The 16,983-nt window shown below is 37.4% G+C and carries 12 protein-coding genes and 1 other annotated feature; of the genes, 11 read left to right on the top strand and 1 reads right to left on the bottom strand.

Annotated elements, in window-relative coordinates; genetic code table 11:
* Positions 1-273 precede the first annotated feature (273 nt).
* From JOC95_RS21615 to JOC95_RS09320, 11 genes are all read left to right on the top strand, one after another.
* Positions 274-1,815: an AAA family ATPase gene (locus tag JOC95_RS21615; RefSeq protein WP_204415438.1), complete on the top strand. Its 1,542-nt coding sequence runs from the start codon at positions 274-276 to the stop codon at positions 1,813-1,815.
* Positions 1,816-1,833: 18 nt separating this feature from the next.
* Complete coding sequence (locus JOC95_RS09365) at positions 1,834-5,205, top strand: AAA domain-containing protein (RefSeq protein WP_204415436.1); 3,372 nt, start codon at positions 1,834-1,836, stop codon at positions 5,203-5,205.
* 12 nt (positions 5,206-5,217) lie between these two features.
* Positions 5,218-6,852: a hypothetical protein gene (locus tag JOC95_RS09360; RefSeq protein ID WP_204415434.1), complete on the top strand. Its 1,635-nt coding sequence runs from the start codon at positions 5,218-5,220 to the stop codon at positions 6,850-6,852.
* Positions 6,853-6,864: 12 nt separating this feature from the next.
* Positions 6,865-9,414 carry a hypothetical protein gene (locus JOC95_RS09355; protein WP_204415432.1) on the top strand — a complete coding sequence of 850 codons (2,550 nt, stop codon included), beginning with the start codon at positions 6,865-6,867 and terminating at the stop codon, positions 9,412-9,414.
* A gap of 4 nt (positions 9,415-9,418) precedes the next feature.
* Positions 9,419-9,622, top strand: coding sequence for a DUF2997 domain-containing protein (locus JOC95_RS09350; protein ID WP_204415431.1), 204 nt, complete (start codon positions 9,419-9,421; stop codon positions 9,620-9,622).
* A gap of 5 nt (positions 9,623-9,627) precedes the next feature.
* A complete protein-coding gene (locus JOC95_RS09345) occupies positions 9,628-10,245 on the top strand; it encodes a hypothetical protein (protein ID WP_204415430.1) in 618 nt (205 codons plus the stop codon).
* Positions 10,246-10,263: 18 nt separating this feature from the next.
* On the top strand, positions 10,264-10,833 hold the full coding sequence (gene nrdG, locus JOC95_RS09340; protein ID WP_204415429.1) for an anaerobic ribonucleoside-triphosphate reductase activating protein: 570 nt from the start codon (positions 10,264-10,266) through the stop codon (positions 10,831-10,833).
* A 16-nt stretch (positions 10,834-10,849) separates the two neighbouring features.
* Positions 10,850-12,445 carry a hypothetical protein gene (locus tag JOC95_RS09335; RefSeq protein WP_204415428.1) on the top strand — a complete coding sequence of 532 codons (1,596 nt, stop codon included), beginning with the start codon at positions 10,850-10,852 and terminating at the stop codon, positions 12,443-12,445.
* The gene (locus JOC95_RS09330) at positions 12,445-13,059 is read left to right on the top strand and encodes a nucleoside/nucleotide kinase family protein (protein WP_204415427.1); all 615 of its coding nucleotides are present in this window, start codon (positions 12,445-12,447) and stop codon (positions 13,057-13,059) included. Before JOC95_RS09335 ends, JOC95_RS09330 begins: the two co-directional genes overlap by 1 nt.
* Before the next feature lie 145 nt (positions 13,060-13,204).
* Positions 13,205-13,450: a binding site (T-box leader), on the top strand.
* Between the two features lie 72 nt (positions 13,451-13,522).
* Entirely contained in the window at positions 13,523-13,987 is a 465-nt protein-coding gene (locus tag JOC95_RS09325) for a DUF5662 family protein (RefSeq protein ID WP_204415425.1), read from the top strand.
* Positions 13,988-14,582: 595 nt separating this feature from the next.
* Positions 14,583-15,536, top strand: coding sequence for an NAD(P)-dependent alcohol dehydrogenase (locus JOC95_RS09320; protein WP_204415423.1), 954 nt, complete (start codon positions 14,583-14,585; stop codon positions 15,534-15,536).
* A gap of 218 nt (positions 15,537-15,754) precedes the next feature.
* Here JOC95_RS09320 and JOC95_RS09315 read toward each other — a convergent pair whose 3' ends face one another.
* Positions 15,755-16,834, bottom strand: coding sequence for a M42 family peptidase (locus JOC95_RS09315; RefSeq protein WP_204415421.1), 1,080 nt, complete (start codon positions 16,832-16,834; stop codon positions 15,755-15,757).
* Between the last annotated feature and the right edge of the window lie 149 nt (positions 16,835-16,983).

The following is a 16,983-nucleotide window of genomic DNA, read 5'->3' as shown; positions in this document are numbered from 1 at the left end:
TAGACAGGTCAAGCTCCATAAACCTGTCTATTTTCTATGTAATTTTCAAGTGAGAAATATTTTTTCAAGTAAAAGATTGATAATGTTGTAAAAACTTAACTGAATAAAGGTAAACATTACCTATGTCAAGCTTACAAATCATTTGATATTAATGTACAATTATGTAGAAAGATGTAATTTTTTATAAAATATTGGAGATTGAGGGAATGGAACTTTTTAAAAACATCTATTTGTTATTAATAGTTCTATATTTGCTAGATAGGGGGTCATGAAGTGATAGATAAAATAGAATTAGCCATTAAATCAGGTAGTTCCTTAATCCAGGTAGTTTCATATGAATGGCAAAGAGTCCATGGAATCATAAACACTGTAGCAAAAACCATGAATGTCAACTGGATGAATTGGAGCAGAGTTTCTGGGCTTGAGCAATATGAGAATGGAGAATGGAGTAAGGTGGATGAGGATCTAACAGACCCTATAGATGTATTGGAAGATTTTCGGGATAAAGAAGAAAATATCATATTAATTTTAGAGGATTTTCATCATTATTTTGATGTGCCACAAGTAATTCGTCATCTAAGAGAAATTGCAAGATCTTCTGCAAACAAAACATTAGTATTGGCACAACCATTAAAAGTTGTTCCAGATGATCTCTCTAAAGAATTAGTTGTATTAGAGCTAGGACTACCAAATAAAGAAACAATTCGTACAGTAATTGGGAATGTAATTGAAGATTTAGAAATTGAAGACTTTGAGATGACAGAGAAACTACTGGAGTCTGCTCTTGGTCTAACGGTAATGGAAGCCGAGCGCGCATTTAGAAAAGCTGCTATTAACAAAGGTCGTTTAACGGAAATGGAGATTCAGGAAATCATCCAAGAAAAAGAAAGTATTATAAAAATGAATGGAATGCTCGAGTATTATCATCCCAATGAGTCACTTTCCAACATAGGGGGCTTAGATAACTTGAAGGATTGGATAGAAGAAAGAGGAAATGCCTATTCCCAAGAAGCTAGAGAGTATGGATTGAATTTGCCAAAAGGTGTTCTGCTTCTCGGAGTTCCTGGTTGTGGAAAAAGCCTAACTGCAAAAGCCATTTCAAGAAGTTGGAATTTCCCACTGTTACGTTTTGACCTAGGAAAGGTATTTGGTGGGCTGGTCGGAGAATCGGAACGTAACATAAGAGAGGCACTTGACGTTGCAAAAGCCATTTCTCCTTGTATCTTATGGATTGATGAGATTGAAAAAGGACTTTCAGGTGTTCAAAGTTCAGGATCATCAGATGGGGGAACAACCTCGAGAGTCTTTGGAACTTTCCTTACATGGATGCAAGAAAAGAAGGAACCGGTATTTGTTATTGCGACAGCGAACAATATTGGCCTCATGCCCCCCGAGCTATTACGTAAGGGTAGATTTGATGAGATTTTCTTTGTCGATTTACCTACAGTAGAAGAGCGTATGAACATTTATGAGATTCATATTAACAATAAAGGAAGAAATCCACGAGAATTCGATTTAGAGCAAATAGCAACGAAATCTTTTGGATTTTCTGGTGCAGAGATTGAAGAGGTTCTTAACGAATCCCTATTCCGTGCGTTTAATCAAGGTCGTGACGTCACGACAGAAGATATACTTTATTCTATTGGTCAAATATGCCCGCTTTCTAAAACAATGTCAGAAACAATTACGGGTCTTAGAAAATGGGCTTCGGCACGGGCGAGATTAGCAAGTTCCAGAGCAGGTGAAGAGTTTTTACAGAGCGAAGAGAAAGTGCCAAAATTAAAGCAAGAAATAAGTAATCCCTTTTTGAACTAACCACTGGAGGTACCATTAATGTCATTTTTATATTATCAGTCCATTTATGGGAAGCCCAATATCGCACAAGCATTAATGCATGCTTCTCAAGATAATTTCAAGCTGTTTGAGCAATACCTGGAACTTGCCATTGATTCGCAAAAAGAAAAGATGGTGTCCGCTCGATGGAAGCCAGTAAATAACGGGAAATCTGTTAGATTCACTCCAAAATACTCCATAATTGAGTTGGAAATGAAACAATCTATTCAATTTAAGATGCCAGAAAATTGGTTTGAAGTCATTAAAACGGTGAATGTTGATACGAGTCAGCAGCTAATCTTCACACAATCACAAAGATTTATCCCGCCTCAAGATATCACAATTAAGGTATCTGAGTCTGGCAACCTATTTATTCAAATAGATTTTACCCCTCAGCCGAATGAAACAGTCTTCTGGGGAAGCGCTACAACCACTTTAAAACCAGTAGAAATAGAAGAAGAAGGAATGTCCCTAATACAAGCCGGTAAAGAGATACGGGTGGATAGCATTAAATATGATAAAATCACGCTCTCTCATGTTGCGATTTTTTCCGGCTCTTTGCTATCCAATTTACCAATTTATTTAAATGGTTTTGAACTGCTGGATTGGCAGCTTTTCAACTCTGATCATGTAGTAATAACGGATGCCCAAAATAACCACGTTGAGATTTTAGCTCAAGATGGTAACCGGGTTTACTTAAACGGGCGCTATCCTGCCAACAGCTTAAAACGAAATGGAGTAGAAGTGAAATATAATACACTTCCAACCGATACCCCTGATAGGTTTATTTATAAAGGTATGACTATTCATGTCTATCAAGAAGAAAAAGGGTACAAGGTATATGACCTTCCTGAACATGCACCGACAGAAATAACAGTAATGGATGCAAGTAATCCGGTCTTAACTTATTCAGTCCAACTCCATTCTGGGAAAAAGGATCCTTTTACTCTTTGGATTGAATTAGTAGATGAAGAGGATGACGAAACTGACGGAAGCTTCTCTGCTTTTTCAAAGCTTGATTATTTTTTTGAAGACGGCGTGACTGAGCTAGAGGATAATCCCAGATTGCCCATAAGACAAAGACAACGATTCAGCATCAAAAAGCGTTATCGGGAAGAAAGGAAAATTCAGATTGCTTCAAAAGAATATCGACGGGAGCTTACGGTGGATAACCTACCAGACCAACTTTATATAGCGGTCAACACATACCAGTTGGACAAGCAAAAAGAAGCCATAGAAATGCTAAGAACTAGACCTTTATTGGAGCATAAAAAATTGCTTGCATTAGCAGAGAGACAGGATCTTTACAAAAGCCCTTGGGAGCGTTTTGCTCCAGAAGAAGTTCACCAATGGAAGGTATTGAAAGATCTGACTAGAGAAGGTACGGAGAAACAGAGGTCATTTGTGAAAAAAGCATTGGCAACAACTGATTTTGTCTTATTGGAAGGCCCCCCTGGATCTGGAAAAACGACTGCCATCATAGAGTTAATATTACAGCTAATCAATAAAGGAAAACGTATTCTTTTGTCAGCTTCAACTCATGTCGCGATTGACAATGTGTTAGAACGCTTAAAGAAAGATAACCTAATGGATGGAATTCAACCACTTCGAATTGGGGACGACAGTAATATGGCGGATTCTGTAAAAGAATTCTCAATTAATGAACTGAATCGCTCACCATTTAAAGACTTAGCAATAGAGGCTGCTAATCTTGTTTGCGGGACGACCATTGGGATATTGCAACATCCTATTTTCAAAAGGCAAAAAGGGCCAGGCGAACCAAGCGTTCCCATCTATGATTATTTAATCATAGATGAGTCAAGTAAGACTACTTTTCAAGAGTTTTTAATTCCTGCCTTGTACGCAAAACGTTGGATATTAGTAGGGGATGTCAAGCAATTGTCGCCTTATACGGATCGAGAGCATCTCGTTTCCAATTTCAACAGTTTTGTTAACGGGAATGGGAAAAATGTGTTTGATAGACACGAACAAAAAGCGGTTCTACTATTATTCCGGTATGTCTATCTTCAACAACGGGAAAAAACTAAATTTTGTATCGTTGAAGCAGATGAAGTAATTGAAGCAGTCAAAAGAGAGCTTGTTGAGAAAGTAGACAAACACCCTGAGAAGAAAATCGATACCCACGTGACTTTTCTAGAAATATCTTCGAATGGTGAGGAAGCATCAAGCATTTACACCAGCGTAACGAAAAAAGATTGTGTTTACGGAATGCCTATATCTTGGTCAGTACCTGCTGCAGATATCCTTTTTGTTAAACAATCCGAGTTACTTGAATTGAAGAAATATATTCCGGCAAACATGATTGTTATCAATCGTACGGATTGGGAAAATGAAAGTCAGCAGTTTCAAATGCAGGCCTTTTATAATCGACCCTCAAACAGTTTATTCTATCGGGAAAGATTTAATGCAAAAGCGTTAACAGACCCAAGAAGTATTATTGATGTGAATAACGAATTCTTACGGACCAAAACATGGGCTGAAGAATTAGTATGGAGAATGGAGCGAGTATACGAATTACGTGACTCTAATAAAAATACAACTGGATTCACTAAAGATATTGAAAACTTAACGCCAGCTTCCAGCCAGGAGATTGTGGAGGCTAAATATCAAGTAGTAAAAGATATTGCGCTTCCGTCGATTCTTGAGTCACTTCAGGATGGAGTTGGTTCTAGAAGTAGTAACACACCAGCAACCGTTTTGAATTCAGGATTTAGCCCAGAGGATCTTCAATACCGTTATGAACAGTTGGATTATCAACATAGGATGCATCCAGAAATATCTTCTTTCCCTCGAACCCAGTTCTATGATAATTCTGCATTAAAAGACTCAGTACGCTTAGAGAGAGAATGGAGTTACGATCGCTATCCAAGGAGAAATATCTGGGTGAATGTAAACGGTAATACGAACCGAAATTACAACGTTGACGAGGCAAAAAGACTAGTGGAAGAGTTGAAATATTTCATCGACTGGGCTGTAAGAAACCCTAAGAAGGATGGAACCGCATGGACAGTTGCATGTCTAACATTTTATCGGGGCCAAGAAACGAAAATAAAAGAATTACTACGAGAGTATACAGGACTTGATAAAAAACATAGTCAATTTTCTAAGTCCGGGGTGGAAATTGTTCTTTATACCGTGGATAAATTCCAAGGTCGCGAAGCTGATGTCACCTTTTTATCAATGGTTCAAACGTTTAAAGATGGATTTTTGGATAATCCCAATCGTCTAAATGTTGCAGTAACAAGGGCTCGTTTTCAGCGTGTGGTAGTAGGGAAACATGACTACTTCTTAAATAGATCCCGTTCTGAGCAATTGAGCTTCTTAGCAAGAGACAGTTATAAAATAGATTGAAGGTGACGAACAATGAAAGTGACATTTAAACAATCAGATAAAATTAAAGTGTTTGATGCTATAACGACGATGGTTGTATTTGAAAATGCCAGAGAAGATCTACTTACTATCATGCAGGTGATTTATGAGCATGGTGTGGATTATCAGGTAATCCAAGAGATGCTACGGGTTCCTGCAGCGGAAACTATTGCAAAAGGTATTGTAAATTATTTAAAGCAAAACGGTCTTATAGATGAACATCATACCATTACTAGCGCTGGGCATTGGTTTCTCCAATCCAAGCAGTATCCAGCTCTCGAAAGAGGAAAGTTTAAATTCTGGATGATTGACCATCCGTTATTAGGGAGACAGCTATTACATTATCAAAGGGAGAACAGCAAGGAAAGAACGATGAAACTGACTCCGTTCATTCACGCAACTGAACTGGAAGGGAAGACTTTTCATAGTGTGCTAAATATGGATGAGAAAAGACAATTTCAGATCAATAAATTTGATTATAACCGGGGGGCAGAAGTCTATTGTGTGGATTTCCCTAACATTAACACGGAATATAAGATCCACTGGGAAATAGATACAGAGCGTGAGGAGCCCTCCACCATTATTATAAATGGAGAAATAAAAGATCGGCCACAAGCTGTGAAGCGCTTCTCCCAAATCTCCATGAATTCAGATTTGGAAATTGATTATACCAACTTCCTAGTGGAGCTCATCTCGAAAAATAGAAAAGATGTGAATTGGAACTTCAGCACCAAGGCTTTTGAAATAAAGTTTAAAGAGATTGACAATATAGAAGAACTGAAAGCATTCACAACTATTTTGGCCATCCTTGATGTGGAAACAGATTATGGTTTGTTTGAAGATACTGCTATTCGTGAAGTACCCATTATGCCTGCTTCTTCAGATGATGCGAAGCTTTGGGTAGACGCTATTATTAAAGACAGTGTAGCAACCCAATATGTGAGTCAAGTGGAACTCCAACACCATTTGCAAACACTGAAAGAAAGAAGAGAATTGGTTCCATATCAATCTTCTTTATATCATTTGGACGAATCTACTTTTCTCCAAACATTCAGGACAGAAAAAGACAAAGCACCTTATTGGCACTTACAGGCACCTCTAGATTTAAAACCTTATGAGGACAAAGCAAACATTATAGAAACAAAGCATATAGCATTTGGTAACCGCTATTCCATGCGTGAAGTTGTAAGAATGATAGTAGGAGATGAAAGACCGGAGAGGTTAATTTTCTCCAGCAAGCATGTTCAAAATTTTTATCAAATTAAGAAGTTTAACTTATTTACGGAAGCGTTTAAATCCTTTGGTGTACAAGATATTCAATTTGTTACAACGGAATATGTTGACCTGCCAGATAAGTCAATAAGGATTGATATGTATGAAGATGTGTATGGAGATAGGAAAGAATGGCCACATGATCGGTACTTTGCGTTTGAAACGAATAGGAAATGGCATTTCTTTAAAATGACCGCCGAATTGGATCAGTGTGTGTTCGACCGTACTATTTCTGCAAATAATTTAACTATTAATACTGTAGGTTATTGGAAGGATATCTCTTTCATTCAGATATTACCAGAGATTTTCCCATTGAAGCTAAGAGAATTCACTCAAGAACAAATGATAACTAAATAGAGGTGTGTATCAGTGACGCAAACAAATATCAATCCTATAACGCTAACCGAAGAGGTTTCTTATATAGATCAAACCGTTCATCACATATGGGAAAAGAAAAAGACGACAACAGAATTTCAATCGAACAACCAGGACTTATTAGAAAAAATAACTTATACTTCTCAGGTTATTTGCATAATGAGTGCTGAGGAACTACCTGTTGAGCTATTGCAAGCCTTACAATCTGCCACAAGAAGGGGTGTACGGGTTTATTTATTATGTGACCAGCTCTATCCCATATATAAAGATACAATCGTTGGGAAAGCACTTATTCGTTCAGGAAATGCAATAAGTGGTAATATCTTTTTGTTTGATCCGGGAGTGTCAGGACGTGATAGTGGATTTGTAGCGAGTGCCTCCGCTTTAACAACAGATGATCCGTTAAAAGTATTCATACAACTTTCATCAGTCCAATTGAAAGAGGCATATCAATATTTCATATGGAATTTCTGGAAGAGTGCCGATCATGAATATATGACTAGTGAACAAATCGACAACCCTACCAAAATAATGGAGCCGCCTTTTGATGTTTATCCTCTAGTTGAAAATACATCATTGGTATATGGACGTGATACACACCCTTCCATAGGTGAAGTTGTCCAAGGTTACATTGAAGGTGCAACTCATGAAATAACACTCTTGCTTAGCGGAGTCAATGATTTCCCCGAATGGTTACCTATCCTAATTGAAAAGATGCGTTTCGGACTAAAAGTTAGTTTATATATCAAATTGGAAAGAAAAAATCACCCGTTTGTTCAATCTCTTGCTGAACACGGTGCTTTCATTTTCGGCTATGACGTAGTGGGGAACGATATAGTCCTTGTAGATAGAGAACAAGGGATATTACTAAATTCCCCGATATACAAAGGGGAAATATACAATAATAAATTCCAAGGGTTAAGGTTAAGCAATCATGACGTAGAGATGATATTCTCTGTTCTGCAATCGTACCAAAAGATGAGCCATTGGGAATACTTCAGTGAAAAGAAATTAGGGGAAATAGAGTCTCCTTTGGTGTTGCTAGGTACAAGTGTGGATTATTCAGAAGATAAAGTGCTCGATGTTAAGGATTATAGTGAAGTGAATCTAGGTGAGTGGACGGCACCTTCTCTAAGGGATTTAAAGGATCAAAATGTTAGACCTGATTTAAAGTCAGAGGGCTATATCAAATCTGCAAAATATACCTGGACTGTTATTCCGAAAATAAGAAGCTCCAAAGCTCAAATTGATTCGCTTTATAGCAACTGGGAAAGCGAAAGAAATTCGTTTGTAAAACACTTAGCAGAATTAAAGTCACTAGCAAAATATTCAGAAGAAAAACAGAAATCATTAACTGGTCTATCATCGTTTAAACTCACACGCTTTTTCCTGGGCAAGAACCAGAAAGTAAAGAACTTAATTATGGAGATAGATCGATTAACAGAAGAGCTAGAAAAAACTGATTTACTTACATTAGAAGCTTGGAAGAGAAGTGTAGATAAAGCGAATACATGGGTAGAAGAGTTAACTGTTACAAAAGATGAAATTGACCTAAGGATTGAAGAAAATGAACAAGAAATGAAATGGAACGACAAGAAAGCTAATCTTGAAAAACAGATAGAGGAAATAGAAAAATCACTTACTAAACTAGAGGTAGAAAAATCCAACATCAGCTCGGATAATACGGATTCTTTCATAGAAAGAGAGCAAGAATTGATACAAGCCGAAGCAAGAAATAAGGAATTAATATCCGTTCTTGAAGAGTTTGAAATAGAAAACCAGGTACAATTAAAATCTCTAAGGACTAAAAATAAAGTTTTAAAACTATTTTCCATATTGGATGATGGTATAAAGGAATTGACTGGCACGAAAAAAAATAAAATCGATAGAGTATATAATGTAATCATTTCTAAATTGGAAAAGGCACTGAAAGAAGAGTTTAATGCTACCCAAACATTACAAGATATCCTAAATAGTACGAAGATTAAAGAAAAGAAAGACTTACTCACTTACATAAAGATTCAACTAGTGAAAAATCCCTTATTTACCTATGACAAGAAAATCGACAAGAGTGTAGAGGAGAAATATTTAGAACAGTCAACAACAATTGAAGAGAGTGAATTGGTTATCAACAAGTTAACCCTTGAGTTAAACCTTATACATCATTCCATTACAGATAAGTTGAAAAAGCAAGATAAAAAAATTGAAGAGTTAATCCGAGATAAGAAAAAGGTACAAGAAGAAATTGTGAAGCTTGGCAGCACGTTTAAATATCAGCCACCATCTTCTGGGAACAAAGGGGATGAAAGCCTCAAGTCTGTTTTAGGAAATAAAAAGAAGAAAAGTAAAACCACTGAGAAAGAGGCAATAGTAACTTTGAAAGCTTATCACTCCAAAGCGCCAAATGAAATATTACCATCCGTAGGGACATTGTATCTCGCATCGGGACAACGACAGTTAGCTATCCGGAACTGGGGAGAACTTGAAAAAGGGGAAAGTGAAGCTCTTCGATTAAATGCGGAACTAGTTGCAGAAAGGGTGTGACGAATTGAGGGAAGTAAAGGTTGTAATCGAATTTTCTGAAGATGGGGAAATAGTAGCAGAAACACATGGAATAAAAGGAGAGGCGTGTCTCACCGAGCTTGAACTATTGTTGAAGGATCTTGCCGAAATTGAATCTGTTGATAAAACTGGTGAATATTATCAGACAAGTTCAAATAATCGCACGACAAAAATTAGTAACAGAAGGTGAAGTAAATGAGCGCTAGGGTAAAAACGGTCCTCCCTTTAATAAGCAAAGAATTGGTATTGGAAGCCTTGCAAAGAATGGGTGAAACAATAAAAGAAGAAGGGCACATCATTCACATACTATCAAAATCAAACTCCTTCTATGATGCAAAGTTGATTCGTATAGGTGGTGGACGGTACGTTTTAATTGGTGATAGTGATGAAATAACAATAGGGTATCAAAATCGGTTAACAGAAGCATATAGAACAGTAAATGAATCTCACAAGAAAAAAGTCCTTCAGAAGAAAATAAATCAATTACGTTTACAAGCTGAGCAAGAAGAGAAAGAACAAAAGCAGGAATTGAAAAATCGCATCCGTAGTGAACAAGAGGAAATCCGCAAGCGGTATCAAGAGCAAGTTGAGAAAAATCAACCAGTTGTTGATTCAGTGGAGCAGGTTCATCTTGATGTGGAAATGGTTTCTCAAGAACAGGCAAGGCGATCAAGAATTGATGAAGAAAAACGTCAGTATGTAGAATCTCAGAAAAAAAAGGTATATGATAAGGCAAAAGCAATGGGTTATAAGGTAAAAGAAAAACAGGTAAATGGAAAACTGAAACTTGAACTTGTCAAAAGAATTTATTAAAAGGAACGATTTAATACGATGTTAAATATCCATGATGTGGAAAGAACAAGCACTATTTACGGACCGGGAAATCGTTATGTAATATGGGTACAAGGGTGTACATTAGGTTGTGTTGGTTGTTGGAATACCAATATGTGGTCCGCAGAAGAAAAAAGCATGATCTCCGTCGATTTTTTGTTGAACGATATTCAATCGACTGCAGATATAGAGGGTATCACCCTGTTAGGCGGAGAGCCTATGCACCAAGCTATGGATCTACTGAGACTTTGTAAGACAGTAAAGGCTATGGGACTTTCCATCTTTTTGTATACAGGATTTGAATTGGATGAACTGAAAAAACAAGAAGAAAAGGAACTGCTGGATTTAGCAGATATCATTGTATGTGGTAGATATGACATCCAATTACGTAATACCCACCTGCAATGGCGCGGTTCCAGTAATCAAAAGGTTATTTTTAACACGGACAGATATGCACACTATCAGCTCGACGATGCAAATTATTGTGAAGTCGAAATAGACGAAGACGGGGTCATTACCATTTCAGGTTATCCAGATAAAGAATTACTAAATAGTATGGTAAAAGATTAATCGGAGGAACAAAATCATGAATTCTATAGACTCACTTGCAACACCAGAAAATAGTCCTTTTTTTCCGAAATTAAGTGAAAGGATATTGCATCGTCACCTAACCGAAGGTTGGAAAGGTCTTATTAATAGAATCGTAGATGCAGCCAATCAAGCCGAAGAATTATACAGTGAAAAAGATAAAGAAGCATATCTGATAGAAATTCGTCAAGTTCTGGAGGCTTCTGAATTTCTACCTAATAGCCCATTGATGGTGAATATATCAGAAAAAAAACGAAAAATCTTCGCATGTTATTCTCTAGATGCTCGAAAGCCTATAGATGATTTTTTACAAGTCGCAAGGCAAGTACATGATGGGATGGGTGGCATAGGCTATTCATTAGAACACATCAAAGAGTCCTCTAAGATTCAAAATTTTATTAAAGTGTTTGATGAGGATACAGTTAATCATCAAGCTGGAAGACCAAGACCGGCTTCAAATGCTGTAACCATTTCAATAGAAAATCCTGGTATGAAGGCGATTTTAGATGAAGCAGGACATACAAAAGTTACAAATTTAAATATTGGTATCTCTGAAACTTTTATGGAGAAATACAACTCAAAGGACCCTTGGGCTTTAGAGAGATTAAGAATGGTTGCGGAATCGGTTCATAAAACTGGTCAACCGGCTATTCTTTTTGTTGATAAAATTCCAAATGTATCGCTTGAGGAGGATACACCCTTTGCTGCTAATGTTTGTGGGGAGTCCCCCCTTGCTGCAGATGAATCAGGGTTATTAGGATCGATTAATTTGGTGAAATTCCTAAAGCAAACAAGAAATGGCTATAGTTTTGACGAGGAGAAATTTGCGTGTGTCGTGAAAACAGGAGTCCGTTTCCTTGACGGTATGCACGATATACATGACCATGCCTCTCCCCAATTGCAAAGGAATACTCTTTCAACTAGAAAAATAGGTATAGGGTTAATGGGCTATGCGCATTTGCTTGCTCTATTAGGGATTCGGTATGGATCAATGGAGTCTGTACAAATTGCAGAGAAGATTAGTAAGTTGCTGATGGATGCGGCTAACGAAGAGTCCTCAAGACTTTCAGAGAAACGAGGAAGTTATCCAGCTCTCCATCCTAAGGATTCATATAAAAAGAGGAACGCTTTATTAGTTGCGATTGCTCAAACTTCCACCCTTTCATTACTCGTGCATACTAGCAGCGGGATTGAGCCGATAAATGGCTATGTTACTAAACAAAACATCATGAATGATGAGATGTTTATACTAGATCCAGTAATTGCTCATTATGCAGTAATGAAAGAATTAGATCCTGAGAAAGTAAAGAATGATTTGATAAATGGGAAAGAACTCTACGATATCTTTGGATATGAAATTGCGGAGCTTTTCCCTAAAGCTCTAGAAATTAAGCCCGAAGAACACATTGAAGTTCAAGCAGCATTTCAAAAACATATTGATGGAGGTATTAGCAAGACAATAAATTGTTCCTTTTCAACCACTGTAGAGGATATTGAAAGTTGGATAAACTTAGCTTATAAAAAAGGTCTTCTCGGCTTTATGATATATAGAGACAAATCATTACTATCTCAACCTATAGAGGTAATGAATTGATGAAAAAGCCCTTGTTTATTTCGTTTGATGGTCCAAAAGGGACTGGGAAATCTTCTTTAATTAATGGTGTAACTGACAAGCTTGGTAAGGAATTTTCTATTGAAGTGTTGGTGGAAAAAGAACTTGATCCCTTTCGTGAGAAAAGTAAAGAGTTACTCAGGTTAAATAAAAATAGTATGAATAAAAAGGTTGAAGCAAATTTATTAGAATTACTAGCCAGAGGACGTCAGGAAATCGGAAATAAATATGTAAAAGAAAGTTGTGCAGATATCATTCTTATTGATCGATGGTTCCCATCCGATGCAGTTTTTCGTATTTTTCATAATTTCGAAGAATGTCTATTAATAAATTTAGAGAACAATGTTATTCAGCCAGACATAATTGTTGCTACTGTTTGTAATCCTGAAGTTTCATTAAACCGTGCAATAACTAGAGCAGATGGATTAAGAAGTCTCGTAATTAGTAATATTCAAGATCAGATAGAATCTACTAAAAGGTTTGAGAAAGCTGCAAGAAGACAGGATTGGTTTATTCTTAATACAGAAGAAGAGTTAAGTGTACTGATAGAGAGAATAGTGGATAAAATAGTAAATCAAATGGAAACTATTAATTGATATATTTAAGTATTTAACTAACGGGCGCAATCCTGTAACAAGGTTCAGAGCTTATTTTTCGGACCATAATGAATAGCTAAGAATACAGAAAATTATGCCTTTACAACAAATCTCTACATTGATACTATATAAAAAACTAAAAATTATAATTGCGATGAAGAGAAGAGTAGATAAAATTAATTCTTTACAGAGAGCTCCGGATGCTGAAAAGGAGTAAGTATGTTTTATTGAACCAAGCCTCTAAGCAGCACAATGGAACTTAATTGAAGGGATATTGTGACAGGAGCTCCTGTTTTAGAGCTAGGGTATAAGTAACTGTACCTGAAGAGGTTAATATGGTGACATATTAACAAACTGGGGTGGCACCACGATAAATAATCTCGTCCCCAAGACATTTAATGTCTTGGGGGTGGGATTTTTTTATTTGTATAAAGAAACCAAACAATGAAGGGGGAGAATGTTTATGTTGAAAGCATGTTGGAGGAATTTCCTTTATATCCTTAATCACAAATTGAATGTTTTAGTAGAATGTTGGAAGGAAGGGTTATACATCCAAGGGATAACTCATGATATATCGAAATTTTCCCCTAAAGAATTTTTTCCTTATGCTAAAAAATTCTTCTCGGATGGAGAACTGAGTGCTGAAGATGAAATGATATGGAAATACGCTTGGCTACACCACCAAAATAAAAATAAGCATCATGCAGAGTACTGGGTTGTAGATCCTCAAAATAAAACTGCCTTGCCGATGCCTAGAAAATACTTAATTGAAATGGTATGTGATTGGCGTTCATTCTCCAGGAAGTGGGGGAGAAAGGTGAAACAATCAAAATTAGATCTTACCGATAAGCTCGTTTTGCATCCTGATTCTAAAAGGGAGCTGGAGTTAATCATGCTGAGAAAAAGAGAAGAGGATAAACTGATGTAAGTGAGAATAGGGGGAAATAATACAGAAATGGAGGACCATATACGATGGATATTAGTAAGTGAAGGTATTGAGGATTACTTTTAAGTATTACAAATAGATATCGTGGCTATTTGGTATGTCGAGAATATAGCGGATGAAATTTTTATATATTGATATGAACCTAAAATGTATGTTTTTGATTTTTTAATTTTTTTATAGCATTCAAATGATGGCGAACATCTACCTGATGATGTCTTTGATTGATGGGTTGAAGAAGTGAAAAAATTAGTCTAACAAGCCCCGATTGCCAAATGCTTTCAAGGTTTTCTTAACAGTGGTGGTTCCGGCTGTTTCCCAAGCTGAAATCAGGTTTCATAAATGGAACTTAATATTGGCGTAAGTGAAACTTAATCATGAGTGATTCGTACAGCATAATGTACTTTTATAAGCATAGTACTTACCACTAAGGCGGATAGTTAATTGATAAAAAAGGAGATAGCCAGGAATTATTGTAAAGAGGCATTGAGGACCATCCTTCTGCTTTCAGGCAGGTTCAAGTTAATTGTCGATGTTTATAAGTAACTAACAATTCGATCATTACTAGGAGGTTAAACTTTTGAAAGCAGCCACTTATAAATCCTATGGTTCCCCTGAAGTAATGGAGATCAGTGAAGTTGATAAGCCGTTCATCAAAGATGAAGATAGAGTATTAATTAGGGTGGTCTCCGCCTCGGTAAATCAATATGACAATCTATTTCGAAAAGGGTATTTACCTACCAGAATAGAGAATGGACTTACAAAACCAAAAACGCAGATTCTGGGAATAGACGTTGCGGGTACAGTGGAAGCCATAGGTGAAAATGTAACGAAATTCAAGGTTGGCGATTCTGTTTTTGGAAGTTGTGTCGGCTCACATGCTGAATATGTCTGCCCAAGGCAAGATGTTATTGCCCTTATGCCAAACAACTCAACTTTTGAGGAGGCAGCTGCAATACCATGTGCCGCTCAGACAGCTTTACAAGCATTGCGGGATGTCGCACAGATAAAAGCTGGCGATAAAGTGTTAATCTATGGTGCATCGGGGGGAGTGGGACACTTTGCTGTTCAGCTTGCCAGATACTACGGGGCTGAAGTCACAGCCGTTTGTAGTACATCGAATATTGGGTGGGTTAGAGATCTAGGGGCTCACCATGTCATTGATTATACCCAAGAGGATTTTGCTCACAACGGAAAAAAATACACTGTAATACTTGATGCTGTCGGAAAGAGGACCTTTTTCAGTTGCTTGCGCTCTCTAACAGAAAAGGGAATTTATATAACAGAACATCCACTCTACCCCAAGTATCATCCAATTCAACTAATGATGGGCTCTGTCATAGGTAGTAAGAAGGCTAAGATTCATCTTGCAAAGCCAAACGGCAGTGATTTGGACCTTTTACGAGCGCTTATGGAAGAAGGAATATTAAGACCTGTAATTGAAAAGTGCTTTACTTTAAATGAAATTGCAGAGGCTCATAGGCATGTTGATAGTGGACGGACAAAGGGGAAGGTTGTTCTTAAAATAGAGTGAAATTATTTCCGATCTGAATTGTGGAAGCACTAGGGACGGTTCCGGCTGCTCCCAGGCAACTTAATTGCATAAAAAAACAGCAACTGAATTCGTTCAGTTGCTGTTTTTGAATACTTAGATTACTCAATTTCCAATCTCTCTGCGACGTCACTGTGACAATCGTTTTGGTAGTTCAAAGGAGGATCCGGCTTTGCTTAAAAAGCAAGACATTCAAATGATTAAATAAATTTCATCTCTCCCCAATTCCCTACATCACTGATCAATTTATGAAGTAATGTAAAGCCTTGCTCGAAGTCACGTAGGTGCGCAACTTCAACTGGAGAATGGGAATAGCGGCGTGCAAATGTTACTGCACCAGCGAGCACTCCTTCTCGTTCTAGATGAACGGCTGCCAAATCAGTGGTAGCTCCTGTCATAACAGCTAGTTGATAGGGAATATCTAATTCATTGGCATACTTCGTTAAGAGCTTCTTAAACGATGGAGACATAATATTTCCACGAACAGAGCCACCAGCCAGGGCAGGGAATACGGGCCCTCTTCCAATTCCTACAGGATAGCCGCTATTTAAGCTATCAGGCGTATCTGCACAAGGAATGGTATCCAGCACAATCGCAAAATCCGGGTTAACTTTATAGGTCGCAACCTTCGCGCCACGTAATCCTACTTCCTCTTGAACGGCGATCACACCAACCAAAGTACCGGAAAAATTTTTCTCCTCATATAGAGATTTAAATAGCTGAAGTAATAGTACACAGCATGAACGGTTATCTATGGCTTTTCCGCATATTAAATCTGGATTAGAAAATTGTTCAATTTCACTAATATATGTAATGGGGTCACCGATTTCAATGCCCATTTCTCGAACCTCTGCTTTAGAACCCGCACCTACATCAATATATAACTCATAAATAGAAGGGATTGTTTTTCTTTCTTCCGGTGTTTGCAAGTGACCGGCTTTAACACCGACTACTCCAAAGTGACCATTTACGTTAACTTTTCGGCCAATCAGGAGCGATTCAATCACACCACCTGTCCGCTCCACCCGAATAAAGCCCCTTTCATCTATATCACGGACAACAAGGCCAATTTCATCGGAATGTGCAGAAACCATCACAGTTGGCCCTGGATTTGCTCCATGTAAATAAGCATAGATATTCCCCATGTGATCCACTTCTACCTCATCAGCAAACTCGTTAAACCAATCTGCTAATACCTTAACAACCTTCATTTCCTGTCCGGGAGTCCCCTGAATCTTGGCTAACTCTTTTAATTGATCTAGAAATTCTTGTTTTTCCACTAATTCATCTCCCTTCAAAATAATATCCATTATATCATAATGCTGAATATTTAGAATTGACAGAAAAATGAGGGTAACATAAAGATGTAAGGACGTAACCACTTAGAAGAGCCCTTTGGGGTAAGGTTAGTAACAAAGGTTTGAACCGC

The organism is Sutcliffiella tianshenii (assembly GCF_016908565.1).
Taxonomy (GTDB): Bacteria; Bacillota; Bacilli; order Bacillales; family Bacillaceae_I; genus Sutcliffiella_A; species Sutcliffiella_A tianshenii.
Note: the sequence above shows the minus strand (reverse complement) of the source record. Positions and strands in the feature narration are given on the sequence as shown.

Bases quoted from the DNA above. Each gene is read 5' to 3' on its own strand.
- JOC95_RS09365 (WP_204415436.1), top strand. From the start codon at position 1,834: ATGTCATTTTTATATTATCAGTCCATTTATGGGAAGCCCAATATCGCA.
- JOC95_RS09360 (WP_204415434.1), top strand. From the start codon at position 5,218: ATGAAAGTGACATTTAAACAATCAGATAAAATTAAAGTGTTTGATGCT.
- JOC95_RS09345 (WP_204415430.1), top strand. From the start codon at position 9,628: ATGAGCGCTAGGGTAAAAACGGTCCTCCCTTTAATAAGCAAAGAATTG.
- nrdG (WP_204415429.1), top strand. From the start codon at position 10,264: ATGTTAAATATCCATGATGTGGAAAGAACAAGCACTATTTACGGACCG.
- JOC95_RS09335 (WP_204415428.1), top strand. From the start codon at position 10,850: ATGAATTCTATAGACTCACTTGCAACACCAGAAAATAGTCCTTTTTTT.
- JOC95_RS09330 (WP_204415427.1), top strand. From the start codon at position 12,445: ATGAAAAAGCCCTTGTTTATTTCGTTTGATGGTCCAAAAGGGACTGGG.
- JOC95_RS09325 (WP_204415425.1), top strand. From the start codon at position 13,523: ATGTTGAAAGCATGTTGGAGGAATTTCCTTTATATCCTTAATCACAAA.